General features: G+C 45.4%; 15 protein-coding genes and 1 pseudogene. 4 read left to right on the top strand and 12 right to left on the bottom strand.

Translation table 11 applies throughout. From position 1 onward, the window contains the following. Positions 1–26 precede the first annotated feature (26 nt). Positions 27–1,328 carry a BamA/TamA family outer membrane protein gene (locus ACTHQF_RS06235; RefSeq protein WP_440429075.1) on the top strand — a complete coding sequence of 434 codons (1,302 nt, stop codon included), beginning with the start codon at positions 27–29 and terminating at the stop codon, positions 1,326–1,328. On the opposite strand, the gene ACTHQF_RS06230 is transcribed toward ACTHQF_RS06235, so the two are convergent. The 6 genes from ACTHQF_RS06230 to ACTHQF_RS06205 are packed head-to-tail and all read right to left on the bottom strand — an operon-like array spanning position 1,325 to position 4,657. Continuing rightward, positions 1,325–1,894: a cyclodeaminase/cyclohydrolase family protein gene (locus ACTHQF_RS06230; protein ID WP_440429074.1), complete on the bottom strand. Its 570-nt coding sequence runs from the start codon at positions 1,892–1,894 to the stop codon at positions 1,325–1,327. The two genes, ACTHQF_RS06235 and ACTHQF_RS06230, sit on opposite strands and share 4 nt — an antisense overlap. An 11-nt stretch (positions 1,895–1,905) precedes the next feature. Then, a complete protein-coding gene (locus ACTHQF_RS06225; protein WP_440429073.1) occupies positions 1,906–2,196 on the bottom strand; it encodes a YciI family protein in 291 nt (96 codons plus the stop codon). 59 nt (positions 2,197–2,255) lie between these two features. Next, a complete protein-coding gene (locus ACTHQF_RS06220) occupies positions 2,256–2,972 on the bottom strand; it encodes a methyltransferase domain-containing protein (RefSeq protein WP_440429072.1) in 717 nt (238 codons plus the stop codon). Between the two features lie 21 nt (positions 2,973–2,993). Then, positions 2,994–3,836: a VOC family protein gene (locus ACTHQF_RS06215; protein WP_440429071.1), complete on the bottom strand. Its 843-nt coding sequence runs from the start codon at positions 3,834–3,836 to the stop codon at positions 2,994–2,996. Between the two features lie 3 nt (positions 3,837–3,839). Then, positions 3,840–4,208, bottom strand: a complete 369-nt coding sequence (locus ACTHQF_RS06210) for an iron chaperone (protein WP_440429070.1) — start codon at positions 4,206–4,208, stop codon at positions 3,840–3,842. Continuing rightward, positions 4,205–4,657: an SRPBCC family protein gene (locus ACTHQF_RS06205; protein ID WP_440429069.1), complete on the bottom strand. Its 453-nt coding sequence runs from the start codon at positions 4,655–4,657 to the stop codon at positions 4,205–4,207. Before ACTHQF_RS06205 ends, ACTHQF_RS06210 begins: the two co-directional genes overlap by 4 nt. Before the next feature lie 220 nt (positions 4,658–4,877). Between ACTHQF_RS06205 and efp the strand changes: the two genes are divergently transcribed. Continuing rightward, on the top strand, positions 4,878–5,438 hold the full coding sequence (gene efp / locus ACTHQF_RS06200; protein ID WP_440429068.1) for an elongation factor P: 561 nt from the start codon (positions 4,878–4,880) through the stop codon (positions 5,436–5,438). Between the two features lie 45 nt (positions 5,439–5,483). Here the strand turns inward: efp and ACTHQF_RS06195 are convergent. After that, a pseudogene (locus ACTHQF_RS06195) lies at positions 5,484–6,308 on the bottom strand (ATP-binding protein). Continuing rightward, positions 6,241–7,104, bottom strand: a complete 864-nt coding sequence (locus tag ACTHQF_RS06190; RefSeq protein ID WP_440429067.1) for a hypothetical protein — start codon at positions 7,102–7,104, stop codon at positions 6,241–6,243. The pseudogene ACTHQF_RS06195 and the gene ACTHQF_RS06190 overlap by 68 nt, the downstream one beginning before the upstream one ends. Between ACTHQF_RS06190 and ACTHQF_RS06185 the strand changes: the two genes are divergently transcribed. Continuing rightward, complete coding sequence (locus tag ACTHQF_RS06185; RefSeq protein ID WP_440429066.1) at positions 7,103–7,867, top strand: SDR family NAD(P)-dependent oxidoreductase; 765 nt, start codon at positions 7,103–7,105, stop codon at positions 7,865–7,867. The genes ACTHQF_RS06190 and ACTHQF_RS06185 overlap by 2 nt on opposite strands. A gap of 4 nt (positions 7,868–7,871) precedes the next feature. On the opposite strand, the gene ACTHQF_RS06180 is transcribed toward ACTHQF_RS06185, so the two are convergent. Next, positions 7,872–8,213 carry a HopJ type III effector protein gene (locus ACTHQF_RS06180; RefSeq protein WP_440429065.1) on the bottom strand — a complete coding sequence of 114 codons (342 nt, stop codon included), beginning with the start codon at positions 8,211–8,213 and terminating at the stop codon, positions 7,872–7,874. Positions 8,214–8,299: 86 nt separating this feature from the next. Here ACTHQF_RS06180 and ACTHQF_RS06175 point away from each other — a divergent pair, with 86 nt between their 5' ends. Continuing rightward, on the top strand, positions 8,300–9,997 hold the full coding sequence (locus tag ACTHQF_RS06175; RefSeq protein WP_440429064.1) for a PNGase F N-terminal domain-containing protein: 1,698 nt from the start codon (positions 8,300–8,302) through the stop codon (positions 9,995–9,997). Positions 9,998–10,008: 11 nt separating this feature from the next. On the opposite strand, the gene ACTHQF_RS06170 is transcribed toward ACTHQF_RS06175, so the two are convergent. The 3 genes from ACTHQF_RS06170 to ACTHQF_RS06160 form a co-directional block, all read right to left on the bottom strand. Further along, the gene (locus tag ACTHQF_RS06170) at positions 10,009–11,445 is read right to left on the bottom strand and encodes an alpha-L-fucosidase (protein ID WP_440429063.1); all 1,437 of its coding nucleotides are present in this window, start codon (positions 11,443–11,445) and stop codon (positions 10,009–10,011) included. Positions 11,446–11,563: 118 nt separating this feature from the next. Beyond that, positions 11,564–12,538, bottom strand: a complete 975-nt coding sequence (locus ACTHQF_RS06165; RefSeq protein ID WP_440429062.1) for a c-type cytochrome — start codon at positions 12,536–12,538, stop codon at positions 11,564–11,566. 254 nt (positions 12,539–12,792) lie between these two features. Next, positions 12,793–14,199 (bottom strand): MFS transporter, encoded by a 1,407-nt coding sequence (locus tag ACTHQF_RS06160; protein ID WP_440429061.1) that lies wholly within the window; start codon positions 14,197–14,199, stop codon positions 12,793–12,795. Positions 14,200–14,265 lie beyond the last annotated feature (66 nt).

The following is a 14,265-nucleotide window of genomic DNA, read 5'->3' as shown; positions in this document are numbered from 1 at the left end:
TGTTCTCTTTTTTTAAAATCAGTATTTTGAAGAAAACACTCCTTTGTTTAATTACATTTCTATTGCCTGTTATCGTATATAGCCAGGTTGAAACCACCGTTGATAGTCTTAAAGCAGATTCACTGGGTAAAGATGGGTCAAAGGTGATCAGGCCTCCAGATTCAACCTACAAACAATATGATGTAGCTGATGCTATTAGGAGTATTTTTACGCCAAATAAAACGATTAACCCTTACAAGAAGAAGTCAGGAATCACCTTAATGCCCAATGTAGCCTATAACCCCAGTATCGGTGCACAAATTGGGGTAAAGGCCGTTGCAGGACGCGTACTTGGAAAAGATCCGAACACCCTGATGTCTGTCGCTGCAACCTCGGCTTCCATAACTACCAAGGGTATTATATATGCTTACTTAAGCCACAATGTGTTCACCCCCGGCAACAAATGGAACCTGCAGGGTAGTCTGGTTGCTGCAAAAACGGTTACACCCGATTACGGGCTCGGTATTGGCCAGGGCTCAACCGCGAGCCCTGAAGATGAGGCATTGACGAATGCGGATCGCAAACCTTACGTGCTCCATGGTGAATTCTACAATTTCCGCGAGAAGGTTTATAAGCAACTCAGGGAGAACTTGTTCTTCGGGGCTGGAGTTTCGTTCGACATCCGCCGTAATGTTGAAGACCGTAACTCCGACACGGAACTAACACCATACAACATCTACATGGACCGTCATGGCTTCAAGCGGAGCGGCTACAGCGCCAATGGCTTACTGTTCAACGTTCAATACACCACAAGGGATAATCAAAACCGTGCATACAAAGGAATCTATGCTGATGCAGGTTTCCGCTTAAATCAAAGCTGGATGGGGAGTACAAAAAATGCAGTTCAATTTACAACGGACTTCCGGAAATACTGGAGTCTTTCCAAACGGAATCCGGATCACGTGTTGGCATTTTGGAATTGGGGCTCTTACCTGGTTAGTGGCGATCTGCCCTACCTGGAACTCCCGGGCCCCGGCAAAGATGTAAATGCAAGAAGTGGACGCGGTTATACGATAGCCTATTTCAAAGGCACCAAATACTTTAATTCCGAGGTGGAATACCGTTTTCCAATTACAAGAAACAAGTTTTTAGCAGGCGTGACATTCTTTAACATTCAGACAGCTAACGATGAAAGTGGCGTTAAGCTCTTCGATAAATGGCAACCAGGTGGAGGTGCAGGATTACGTGTGCTGTTCAATAAGGCAACACGGACAAATCTTTGTTTGGATTATGCTTTCGGTAACTATGGGAAAAGAGGATTGTTCCTGGGGCTCAACGAAGCATTCTAGGAGGCCTTCAGATCCTCTTTCCAACGTTCATACTTCGACTGTGCTTCTGCCGGCATAGATGCAATGTTACCTTCAGCTAATGCAATCAACGCTGTGAAAACAGCTTCAAAGATCATCTGCCCGGCATTTAAATCACTCAAAACAGTAGGATTGGTTATGGCTTTCGCCGCTTCAGTGTCGACGGAGCACTTTTTCAAAGTTTTACATACGTCCAGTAAAGAATCTGTTGCATTCTGCAAGGCCTGATCTAAGCGCGCCTGCCGGTTTTTCGCTTTGGATCTTAGTATCAGCCGGTACTCATCGAACACCTGCAGGTCCCGGGCGGCAGCCTCAATGAGTTTGGATTGAAGATTGGAAATGGACTTTATTTTTTGACGCAGCTGTCGCCCCTGCCCGGGCTCTTTGCTTCTTTTAAGACTGATCTTCAGCGCCATGAGAATCATCGCGGCATTTAAACTAGCATTGGTGAGCAATACACAGCCACCGGTGATCTGGGGTCTCTCCCGGCTCGTTCGCTCCAGGAACTCCCGTAGGCTAAGATCCTGGAGGCGCTGCTTGGTTTCCAACTTTGCCACCACTATACTTCAGCAACACGAAATGGACGGATATCAACTTTGTCCCAGACTTTTGCGGTAATGTATATTTCATTTTCCAGCCAGCTGTTAAAAGCCTCGTCAGTTTCGAACTGGAGCACCATAGAAGAACCGATCATCATGCCCTGATCGTTAAGTATGGCGCCGCCTAGAATGTGGTTGCCACTCTTTTTCAGATTACGGACGTTTTCCAGGTGTTGTTCACGCACGCTCATGCGACGTTCCAAGGCTTCGGGATCAGTATGGTCGTACCCGGTAATTAAATATTGTTTCATTTCGGCAGGCAAATTAAGCGATATTACTACAACCTGCAACAGCTGCTATTGTTTGTACTTTAGTCCTTTTCAAACACCAGAAAATGTTGCAGCGGAAGAAAATCGCCTCTTTGAACGAGATGGTACCCACTTGCGCCAAGTTCACGTTGAACCTGAGCAACTGACATCTTATGCTCCGCTTTGATCCTGACGTTAGGGTCTTCCGCTTTATATTCCAGCAACAGCAGCTTACCGCCTGGTTTCAAAGCCACTTTTATAGCATCCAGAAACGCTTTAGGATGTTCGAGTTCATGGTAAACATCCACCATTATCACCAGATCAATTGCCTGTTTAGGCAGGTTTGGTCCCGTAGCTGAACCTTTTACAACTGCCACATTGTTCAGCTTCAAATCCTTGCTTTTTTGCTGCAGGTAGGCGATGGCATCATTTTGAATCTCTACGGCATATACCTTTCCATCCGGTACCCGCTCGGCAATTTTAAAGGTGTAGAAACCAGAACCTGCACCAACATCTGCAACAACACTATTCTTGCCGATAGGGAGATTCTTGATTGCTAAAGCTGTCTGCTCTTCCTGCATACGGCTACTGCGTTCAAGCCAGTCGACGCCATCGAAGCTCATGACCGCCGCGATTTCCCGCCCCATGTAAACCTTACCGGTACCATACTTTGATGCTGCCTTGTTTGAATAACCATCATTTTTCTGCTGGCCGCAAGCAGAAACACTCGAGGCCAACAAAGCCATCAACAGCGGGTATGCTAATTTTCTTATTACCATACCTGAATATCGCCAAAATTCTTAAGCCGCGGCACGTTTAATCGCTTCAATATCAAATTTTGTCATCTTCAAAAAGGCATCCATAACTTTAGGAGCTTTATCCGGATCAGTCATCAGAGAACCCAATATACTTGGTACAACTTGCCACCAAACTCCGAAAGCATCCTGGCACCAGCCACATTTGCTTTCCTTTCCTCCTTCAGTAAGGTTTAGCCAAAAGAAGTCAATCTCCTCCTGTGTGTCACAGTTGATGACCAGACTCACACCCCAGTTAAACTGAAAATTGTGCTGCATGCTGCTTTCCATTGCACCCAGCCTCATGCCATCAAGCATTATCTGCGCATGTTTGATATTTCCAGGAATGTCACCTTCTCCGGGTTCGTATTTTGCGAGCACTTCGATGGACGCGTTATTGAATAAAGAGGTATAAAGATCTATCGCTTGCTGCGCCCTGCCGTTTTGTTCGCCAGCAAACATCAATGCGGGAAAAACATCAGGTTTGTTTTGCGCATCAGCGAGCATCAATTGCCAGCAGACGCCGAACTTATCCTGTACCCAGCCGTACCGCTCATTCCATGGATATTGGTCGAGCGGCATCATAATCAATCCCTCCGCTGCCAGCAGGTCCCAAGCATTTTGGATCTCCTCCGCAGACGCACAGATATTGAAAAAAGAAATTGAAGGATTCGGCTTGACACCCGGACCTCCGTTCATGCCCATAAACTGCCTACCTTTGATTTGGAAAGTCACAATCAATGGTGTACATGTACTCATACTGGCACCTTCAAATGCTTTACAGTAAAACGTTGCTGCCTCTTCTGCATTGCCGTCATACCAGATGCATGGAAAAATCGATGTATTCATGGCTTAAATTGATTTTAATTGATGTAATTTCTGCTGTTCCCTGACTCTAAATTGTACAATCGCTTCGATTAAAGCTACCGGGAGCGCCTTATGGAGCGGAAGCTGAATTGCCCCTTTCGACGTTTTATACTCCGCCAGATCGGTTGCGAATGCTGAGATCGCCGAAGGGCCTGGATAAAAGCCCATGTGCTTCTTAGCAGCTGCGAAATGTACTAAATTGCCGTGCAGCTTATAGGTTGGCATACCATAGTTGATGGCCTCGGACGCTTCAGGAGCTGCCTTGCTGATGATTCTTCTCATTTCGAGAAGCAGGTCCCGCTGTGCCTCCGGGCAGGCATTGATGTAGCTGCTTATGCTTTTGAAGTCTTTCATGATTGCTCACAGATCTCTTTTAGCCGGTCCAGCGCTTTCGGATAAGTCTCCGACAGGTAAGTTTTAAATGCATCCTCTACATCAACGTCTACCGTGACGTTGGTTCCACTACCGCTAGGTTCAAAGGAGAAGTTCTCATACATGCCCCGGAAGCCCTCTGCAGCTTCTCCTTCGGTAACCTCCTGTTCCCCATCAAGCATACCATAATATTCTACAGATACAAAGTCGTTTGGAACGTATGCCTTCACGCGACCAAGCATACCTTCCCGTTTGCCTTCTTTGTTCGTGGCCACAAACTTGATCTTTTCTCCCGCTTTCCAGCTACCTTCAAAATCAGATGTACTGCAAAAAACGGATGTCCACTGTTTGTAGCCCTCTTTATCAAGCATGGTGTTGAACACCTGCTCTACAGGTGCCTCAATTTGAGTGTTAAATTTTAACCTTTCCATATTTATTCATTTAAATAACCAAAAACGCCGGATTTCTCATCGTCTGGCCGCTGCCGGTAACAGCTTGAAGCCCTATCAAAACTAAGTGAATTCAGATGTTCTGCACTTGTCTTAAGACAAGAAATCAGGAGCATAAAGGCCTGGGCGTGTAACATAATCCTTAAGCAACTCGCAATAATTCAAATAAGCCTCTATATTTGGCACAAATTTTTTAAACATTATGGCGAAGGCATCTGAAATCAAAGTAGGAAATATATTACGGTTCAATGGCGAGCTGGTTACGGTTGTAGAATTTATTCACCGTACACCCGGCAAAGGCGGAGCATTCTACTTGGGTAAGTTTCGTAATATAAAGACCTCCAGAATCGTGGAAGCACGTTTGAACACCGACGAACAGGTGGAAATTTGCCGTGTAGAGACAAACGATTATCAATACCTATATGAAGAGGGAGATTATTTCGTGGTGATGGACAACAACACTTTCGAGCAGTTCAATGTGCCAAAAGCACTGTTTGGTCAATCGGCAAGATTTATCAAAGAAGGTATGGACGTATTGGTTTCCTTAGAAAACGAAGAGCCTATTATGGCCCAGGCACCGAACTTTGTAGAACTGGAGATCACTTATTCTGAACCAGCAGTCAAAGGAGATACCTCTTCGGGCGCTTTAAAGATGGCTACTACGGAAAACGGTGTTGAACTAAAAGTACCCTTGTTCGTTAATCAAGGCGATAAAATCAAAGTTGATACACGCACTGGCGAATACGTGGAACGCGTTAAATAAAACAATTCCGCAGCCAAGACGCTGGACACCCGTTATTTTTAATTTTTAAAACGCCCGATCAATCTCGGGCGTTTTCTTGTGCTCCCCCCGGTGCTGCAGCAAATCACAATACCAAAAGCCACTCCTGGCCTCTGTCCCTTTGCCTGCAGGCGCAGGGTACTCCCGGTAAACGCGCTCACCTACCTCAAAGGGTACGGCATGTTTGAAGATTGGTCCTTCAAAACAAAAGGTGTGAAACTCCCCGTTTTCACCACAGGGATCTACATGAGCAGGCAGGTCTTTTAAGAAGGTTTCGTCAAGTAATCTGCCTGCAAAAGAAGCATCCAATTTGCTGGCATCGACACATACCACAATAGCCTTGAAGCCCAAATCTATAAACTCTTTTAAGAGCTGCAAAGTGTTTTTTTGCCAAAGCGGAAATACCGCCTCCACCTGGAACTGTGCAAGCTGCCGTTCACGATAGGCTCTAAGATCTTCCAGAAATATATCTCCAAAAGCGGCATGGCTGAATCCCTCAGACTTTAAAGCCCTGGTGGCATCAGCCATCAATATGTTGTATGTTTCCATATCAGGCTATTCAGGCAATTCGATTGTGCGATGCGGAATGCCCAATGCGGACATTTGATCAAGGAGCAGGGACCTGCGCAATCCATGCATTGTTACCCGATCATGGTGTTGGTTGATGGTTGTGACGAGTTGGCTGACAGCGTACCTTTCATCTTGCAGCAAATAATGTAATGCTAGCGCAGAATCCTTGCCTGTACTCCAGTTGAAATAGGTTTTTAGCTTGTTCAAAATCTTTTTATTTGCTGATGATGCTGCCCGGCACCAATCTGGCGTAAGTATCCGGATGTAAATCTCCTTTTGCATAGACAACAATGCCAATGCAACGTCCATCTTTGTCGACCTCGAATGCTATTCCCGAGGGATCTGCATAAACAGCGATCTGTTCTTGTTTAATCTGGTAGCCTTTCTCTTTCCTGACCTTAAAGACCTTCTGAATCTCGGTTAGTGTTGAGAACGCACCTATTCCTTGCTCGGTCTTATATGCCGGCGCGGTCACCCGGATCTGCTTCACTTTAGCGACAGGACTATTACCCATGTCCTTCGCAGTGAAAATTGATAAGGCATGTCCTGTGGAGTCGTGCTGCTCGAACCAGGTTGCTACAGCTTTCCCCATTGCAGCATCGCCAGCGTCTGGTTTTCCGAGCTTCTTCATAATTGGTGCTGCCTCCGCATCCAGCTTAATGTTTCCCAGTCCTTCCCCAGGAACAATAAGCGAATCAGAAGGAACAACAATAGGTGCATTGGCTGGTCTTGAGCCAGTTCCTACCGCGACAAGCTCATTGCTGCTCTGCGTGCTTTGATCTCCGGATGCTCCTGAAGTAGTTTTCTGACTTTCAGTACAAGAGAAAAGAAGGGAAAATGAAAGCAGAATGAGGCTCAGTTGCTTGCAGCGATTAAAAACAAACGATTTTGTGAGACGGCCTTTAAACTTAACCCCTCCTAAAGCTGTTGATGATTGTGTGTTGTTTACCATAGCATGTTTGAAAATCATGAGTGTTGCAAATTTCAGTCCAGCAATATAGTTTAACAAGCTCCTAAAATTCCAGAAATTCTCTATTTGGAAGATAGCCTTAAACACAAAATCAATATTTTTAGACATGAAATTCGACTTTACAAATAAAACGGTACTGATTACCGGAGGATCCAGAGGGATCGGCGCCGTAACAGCAAAACTGTTCGCTGAAGCTGGCGCTCAGGTTGCGTTTACCTATTCGGGAAACCTGGAGGCTGCAGAACAAACATTGAAGGCCTTAGGTCCGGGGAATCATGCATGCTTCCAACTCGATCTTGGCAACCCGACATCCATTTCCCAGATGTTCCAGCGTTTTAGCGAAAAGTACGACCGGCTGGATATTCTCGTAAATAATGCGGCAGTACACCTTCCGCATAGAATACTGCAAGATGACTTTGAACATTGGCAAAACAGTTGGTCGCATACCTTAAACGCCAATCTTATGGGGCCGGCAAACATGTGCTATTTTGCTTCGAAGATTATGGTACCTCAGCAATCGGGCAAGATCATTAACATTTCATCGCGAGGTGCTTTCCGGGGTGAGCCCGAGAATCCTGCATATGGCGCTTCCAAGGCTGGTATCAACTCGATGAGTCAGTCGCTTGCGCTCGTGCTCGCTCCCCACAACATCAGTGTACACATCATTGCGCCAGGTTATGTTTCCACAGAAATGGCTGCAGAAAAGCTTGAAGGTGCAAGTGGCGAAGCTATCAAACAGCAAAGCCCGTATGGCCGTGTAGCTAAACCTGAAGAGGTCGCAAGACTTGTCGCCGTTTATGCAAGTGAAGGACTGGAATTTACCAGCGGCGGAATTGCCGATATCAATGGTGCTTCATACCTCAGAAGCTAACTTGCTACCTTGGCCGAAGCGCTTCGCCTTCAAACTGGATTCCATCCCAGCCATGAAGTAGAAATTGCCTGATGTTCTGATGATCTGAGCCATCAGGCGTATTGCAAACGGACTGGTAATGTTCAGCAAACAACTGCAGGGTATCTTCTTTTTCAAGATGATTTAGTTTAGCAAAGCTGAAAACCTTAGCACTGCCTTGGTTTTGCGTTGCTTCATTTGAATGCGCACCGTTCCTGAATGCAGTGGGACGATGTTCATAATGCTGCTCAATAAAGCTGATGACATCATTAAACAAGATGCTGTTCGTTTTAAGCTTTGTAAGTAGTTCAACGATTTTTGCTTCCATAAGGATCTTTATTTTCATGCAAAACTAGAAAAATCAATCAGAACATCGATTTTAGCAAAAATATCCTTGATCTATCTAGTCCGACAATGAACATCAGATTTCTAACCATCGCTGCCTTTACTTTGATTTCCTTCAGTTTATCTGCTCAACACGCATACAAGATCAGCTATGAACGAAGCTACAATGACAAAGTTATGCCTGGCCAGGATCCGCTACTGGTTTACACAAGTAATGACCAGACGGCAATCACATCCGCTAAGGTTCTCCATTCGACAGCAACTTATCCATATGAAACGTTCTACATAGATCGAAAAAACCCTGGGGTATACTACCGGCTCAGCACTTTTTCAAAGAGCAAAACGCTGGCGACAGCGGACTCGGCTATTCTGGAAAAAAATCCTCTGAAAGTTACCGAAGAAACTCGCAAAATTTTAGGCTACAACTGTAGAAAAGCAACTACAAGTATCAATTCCAATGCTATTGAACTCTGGTACACCACTGATCTGGGTGTAAAAGGCGCACCAAATGAACTTGGCCAACATTTAGGTTTAGTGCTCGAGTACAACCGCAACGGAAACTCCAAGATCACTGCAACAAAAATAGAGCGCATCAAAGCCATGCCAGCAAGTGTCTCTTCACCGAAAATTGACGACCTGGTGGATGCGCTAACCTACCAGGATGAGGTCTGGAGAAGCCGTTTCATACAAGTGCCAATTTTTAAAAACGAATTGATCAACTTCAGTGACCAGGTGAAATCTGATAGCGTTCTTCGATTTGCAAGCGGAACAGTGATCTTGAAAAAAGTAAAAGTACCCGCATCAAAGGAGGGCATGCAGGCTTTCATTCAGCTCGTACAGCAATCAAACGGGGATGCTTACGATCGAACAGGTTCGGTATTTATGATTGCAGAGGACCAGAAACAAAGCTTTTTGGACGGGATGAAAAAAGGCATGAAGGAACTACCTGCATATGATGCCGGTAATGACAAGCAATATTTAGGCATGGTACGAACCGAAGGTTATTCACCAGTGTACGAGTTAATGCGCTTCTTCACACCTTTTGGCGTGAAACATTTCAATGACCGCGTTACGTTGAAGAATAAGAGCTGGCAAGACAGTGTAATTTACCGCCAGGACGTTACCGAATTCCTGCCCTTGATGGTCGGAAAGGAAGTGTACATCGGCACCTACATCGGGAACTATGATAAAGGTGGCCATAAGGTAAGTCTTGAATTAACCATCCACCCAGGTGCCGAATCTAATAACGCTACAAAAAAGCTGCTGTCTGTGTTCAATACCACAAACGTGATGGAGATGGGCGGACAGGAATATGCCACATTATTCGGCGCGGAAAAAGGTCTTGAAGTTAGCTTTACCCTACCGGAAGATGCTAAAGACGTAAAGTTAAGATACATTACTACAGGACACGGTGGCTGGGGTAATGGCGACGAGTTTGTGCCGAAGGAGAACCGCATCTCCCTTGATGGCAACGTCGCGTTCAAATTTGTTCCCTGGCGTGTAGACTGTGGTTCCTACCGCCTCTTCAATCCCGTTTCCGGAAACTTCGCCAATGGGCTATCCTCATCAGATTTAAGTCGCTCAAATTGGTGTCCAGGCACTGTAACCAACCCCAACTATATTGATCTGGGAGACTTAAAAGCTGGTCAGCACACCATCAAAGTGCAGATCCCTCAGGGAAAACCGGAGGGAACTAGCTTCAGTTTCTGGAATGTGTCTGGTTGTTTGATTTACGACGGAAAACCCGGAATTAACGGGGGAGATTAGTGGAACAAGACTTAACCTTTAGACTGGGCCTGCTCAAATGCACGCTCTTGATACACCTGGAACTCGGAAATTTCAGCAGGCTTTGCAGACTCTAGAATCTCCATGCGTACCTTGCTACCCCAAAGTGGATCGAAACGATGCAGTTTAATCTTATCTACATTTGTACCGCTGAAAAACTGCTTCCAGGTTGTACCATTCCAGTAGGATAAGGTATAGCGCTTAATGTTTTCCTCCGGTTCAGCGATCACAATCACATTAAACTGCTTATCCTTAGTGAAGTCTACTTCGTACCAGGGATTTTTCACGGTGCGATAAGATTGCCATCTGGTTTCAAAATCATCATCATTGCCAAAGTCCATGATGTTCATGTCCTCACTCCAACTGGAGTTGCTCGGCTGATGATTTGCAAGGTTGCTCGAGATAATTGGCAGGTCCAATGCTGGCAGCTTTGCTGTAGGCCCCTCGTTCCTCCATAACTTGCCAACGGCTTTTAAGGCTGCAATTGCATTATCATCAATCAGCCCATCACGATTTGGCGCGACATTCAGGATGAAATTACAGCTCGCCGCATTCAGCGGACGAATCAAACTGTCTACAATCTCCTTAGGATCACGCACAGGTTTAGAGGGGAAGTCCGTTTTCCAAAACCAATTTTTATTGATCGGTAAACAAGCTAGTGCCGGCATCCGCTTACTCTCCTTCGCCATCCGCTGCCCGGCACCCATCTCATAGGTTTTAATATCGGTGTAGTACAATCCTTCAGCTGGATACTTTGCGCCATTCAAATCCATTACAAGGCAATCTGGTTGGAGGCGCTTAATCAGGTGGTAGATATCTTCAAATGGAATATCGTCATAAGAGATTCTCGACCATGGCGCGTCCCAGCCATCAATAATTAACGCCTCAATTTTTCCATATTTTGTAAGTAGTTCGGTGATCTGTGCCTTAACCATCTCAATATGTTTAGGGCTGATTTGGTTGGGTCTGAGCTTGTGGTGCGTATCAAGAATGGAATAGTACAACATCACTTTCAAACCATTTGCCCGGAAAGCATCGGTAAACTGCTTTACAACATCCTTTCCATAAGGACTGTTCATCACATTATAGTCTGTGGTCTTGGTATCCCAGATGCTAAAACCACTATGGTGCTTTGTTGTAAGACAACCATAACTCATGTTTGCTGATTTAGCCGCTTTCGCCCACTGGTTAGCGTCTAATTTTTTAGGATTGAACAGTGTAATGGATGCTTCTGGATCAGGCCAGTCCGCATCTGCATAGGTTGGAATGTTGTAATGGATGAACATGCCGAAACGCAAGTCAACAAATTCCTGTTGTAGCAAGTTTAATTTCGTCACAGCAGATGGATGCTTGTATTGAGCAATCGTCATTAGCGGAACGAAGCACAATAGGGAGAGGATTACGCGATTGCATAACTGTTTAACGCTCATGGTCAGACTAGTGGTTTAGTTTTTACTGTTCGGGTAAAATAGGAATTTCTTGAACTAAGGCAAAAAAAACTAACTAATGTTATGAGCCAGCACCCTCCAAAGACAATTTATGAAATCATCATGGTTGAGGGGAATACTTCACAACCTGATGCTGCAAAGGCTCAATGCTGGTCAAATAAGCGTATATAGCTTCGAGGTCTTGTGCTTTCATGCCAGCGTACATGCTCCAGGGCATAGGCGTGTTCATGCTGCCTTTTGCAATTTTTGGAGCATGGTAATTGGAATCTGCATAAGACTTAAACCGCTGTACAAAAGCGCTTTTACTCCAGGCACCTATACCCGTACTTTGATCTGCAGTAATGTTTGGCGATCGTACAATGCCGGTTGGCATTCGGAACTCCATCCCGCCACCAAACTCGGTGCCTTTGATCACACTACCTTTATCGGTCTGGCTGTGGCAATCCACGCAGCCGGCAGCATTGACCAGGTATGCACCGTACATGACGGTCTCTTGAACTGGCGGTTTTTTCTGGAAAGCTGCTTTTTGCGGCATGGTGTTCATGATAAAGTTTACCGGGAAGTCGGCCTGCGAGTTTGGAATATCTTTTGCCACCGGATCCAGGGTACGCAGATAAGCTATGATGTCGTAAACATCCTCTCTATCCATCTTTCCAAAACGATGCGCTGCCATGAGCGGAAATAATGCTTTGCCATCCTTGTTTACCCCGGTAGTAATGGCATGTAGAATTTCCCCATCTGTCCAATTCTTCAGTGCATAAGGGGTGATATTAGGCGCATAAAAAGTGCCCGGGAAACCCATTTCCTCATTGAACACCTCTCCTCCGGCACCAAATCCATCCTTTTTCATTGGACCTGCGAAAAGGGCCCAATCTCTTGAGCTATGGCAATCCATGCAGACGGTTACATGATTGGCCAGATAACGCCCATTTTCAATCCGCTCCGCACTGGATGATACCGTAATCACAGGCGCTTTCCCGGTATCAGGAAGGGCAATTTTGAGATAGGCAGCTGCAGCAGCAACCATGATAACAACAATTCCAAAGAGCACAAGAAGCACCTTCAATACTTTCATTTTTTAACGGGTTTAGGTTAAGCAACATCAATCAGAACGAGTATATCAAACTGATTTACAGTGATTTGATTTAAATTCCTGAAAAATGTTACGTATGCTGCTCTTAATTTGAACAACCGGAATGTACCCGCGGCGATCCTGGCGCAGGGCAGCACTTTATAAAAATACTAAGGGCGAACTTTGCTGCAAATCGCTATACGTAGGTATTTTATCCTTAAACCTCAGACCGAAATGAGATGCCTGAGTTCCTGATGTTACTCCGACTTCATATTATCTCCATCTTTGAAATGCAGTCTCCTGAATATTGCACCAGATAAAATAGTCAGACTACCCACAACCAGAAAGGTATACCTGAAAGCATTATGGATCTCGTCATGAATTAACTTAACATCCCCTTGGAAAAACTTGAGCACCAATAACCCGAAGGCCACACCGAAGCCAATTGCCAACTGCTGGTTAACAGAAACGAGCGAGTTTCCACTGCTGGTCTGGTATTGCCGCAAATCGGCGATGGAGATCGTGTTCATGGCCGTAAACTGAATGGAGTTAAAGAACCCGAGTATAGCGATGATCGGCATATACCAGTAAATGGAGGCACTTACCGCCGGGATAGCCATACTGCAGATCAGAATTCCGATAATGAAAGTATTGGTCATCAACGTTGCACGGTATCCGAACCGGTCCAATATCCCGATCACCGCAGACTTTCCAAACATCGCTGTAATCGCCATAGGTGCAACGATCCAGCCAGAGGTAACTGCCGACCGGCCATAGGCGATCTGAATCATCATCGGCAACAGAAGTGGAATAGCGCTGATACCGAGCCTTGTAGCCAGGTTACCGAGAATACCAACCCTGAAGGTTCTAACCTGGAAGAGATCAAGCGGAAAGATTGGATTGTTATCCCTGGAAGCATGGCGATAATAAAAAAACAACATCAAGAAGCCGAGTAACAGCACCACCAGCACCGGGGTAACATGTACCGTATTGCCGAACAACTCCAGTGCGACGGAAAGCAAAAGGGAGGCTGCAGCAAAGATCAAAAAGCCTTTAAGGTCAAAATCAATAATGGGCGACTTATAATCCGGCATGTACTTCAAACTTAATGCAATCCCGAGCAGTCCAATTGGTATATTGATCAGAAAGATCCAGTGCCAGGATAGGTAATCGACCATATAACCACCAACTAGTGGACCCAGTACCGGCCCAATTAAAGCAGGAATGATGGCGAAGTTCATGGCTTTCAGCAACTCATGTTTTTGGAAGGTCCTGATCAAAGCAAGCTTCCCTACTGGGGTCATCAAACTACCTCCTACCCCCTGGATCATCCTGGCAACAACCAGTTCTGTTAAATTCTGGGCAAGCGAACAAAATAATGAACCTACACTAAACAGGATTAACGAAAAGATGAAAACCTTTTTAGTACCAAACTTATCCGCGAGAAAACCGCTGACCGGCATAAAAACCGCCAAGGTTAGTACGTAACTAATAATTGCATTCTGCATGTTCAAGGGCGACTCCTTCAAGTCTTTTGCAATTGCTGGCAGAGAAGTATTCAAAATGGTGGAATCCAGCATCTGCATGAAGATCGCGGTCGCCAGGATCATAGGCAGCAGTTTTTTCGTGATCTCCGGAGTTTGCACAGGTGCCAATGTCGTCATGTTGTTTGTTTATTGCTGAAATAAGATATAAACCGACCTAAAGGTCCTTTGGTTTGAAGGATTATA

The sequence above is a fragment of the Pedobacter sp. SAFR-022 genome, assembly GCF_051965375.1.
Lineage (GTDB): Bacteria > Bacteroidota > Bacteroidia > Sphingobacteriales > Sphingobacteriaceae > Pedobacter.
Note: the sequence above shows the minus strand (reverse complement) of the source record. Positions and strands in the feature narration are given on the sequence as shown.